The following is a 1,059-nucleotide window of genomic DNA, read 5'->3' as shown; positions in this document are numbered from 1 at the left end:
CACACCAGAGACAATCCGCTCACCAGCACGGCCCCGAGTATCAGCACGATACTCCCTAAACTCACCAGCGGTCATCGGCGACAAACCCCACGGATCCACCAACCCCACCGGATCATTCCCCACAAACGCATACACATTAGAACCCCAACCAGCACCCACCGGCGAGGCCAGCGGGTCAGGGGAAATAAACCCACGAGAGGCCGCATCATAGGCACGAACCCCTAGGATCTCCAGGCCAGCAACCTGCAAAGACCCAGCAACACTCACACCAAAACCAGGAACAGCAGCAGCAGAAGAGGAGGAAGAAGCAGCAGAAGCAGAAGCAGCCCCAGCAACAGACCCAACAGCACCACCGGCCACAGGCGAAACACCAAACGGATCCACACCACGAGACCCCAGAACATCCTGCCCCACCCAAGAGTCCAAAGACACCGGCACACCACCAAGAGCACTCACCGCAGGCGCACCAGCTACCGGATCCCACACCACAGAACACACACCGGTCCCCTGAACATCTGTTCCCTTCTCAGCAGGTACACCGGTCCCCTTGGCACCAGCAACCTGACCCAACGCATCATTCCACAAACGCACCACCTGGCCAGCATCAGCCCCGGCACCAGCACCAGCAACCCTAGTGCTCACCTCGCCCAACAAACCAACCGGCGAAAACCCAAACTCAGTAACAACACCATCACCGCCCACCCAGCGCACACGACGGCCCAACCCGTCATAGACCAACTCACTAGACCCCAAAACAGAATCAGCCAAACCAACCAGCTGACCAGCCCCATCATAAGAGTACTCGCGCACCACACCATCAGCAGTGGCCTCCTTGATCAGAAAACCAGCCTGATCATAAACAAAAGAATGCACACCAGCAGCAGAACGCACAGCAGTTAGCTGATGGGCCTCATCGTAAGAAAAGAGACGCAAGCCCTCTACAGAATCATCGATACCGATGACCAGGCCTTGGGGGCTGTAATAGGTGGTCGTGGTGGTTTGCTCACCGTCACCGGTGGTGCGGGTGTCGATGGTGGCCCAGCCACCATCAGTGACGTA

The 1,059-nt window shown here is 57.8% G+C and carries 1 protein-coding gene; it reads right to left on the bottom strand.

The genetic code is table 11. The features are described 5' to 3' along the window. The coding region (locus L6990_RS11790) for an RHS repeat-associated core domain-containing protein (protein WP_336604481.1) at positions 1 to 1,059 on the bottom strand (1,059 nt) is incomplete at both ends.

The sequence above is a fragment of the Rothia endophytica genome (assembly GCF_928381505.1).
Taxonomy (GTDB): domain Bacteria; phylum Actinomycetota; class Actinomycetes; order Actinomycetales; family Micrococcaceae; genus Rothia; species Rothia endophytica_A.
This window is presented reverse-complemented; position numbering and strand designations above follow the sequence as displayed.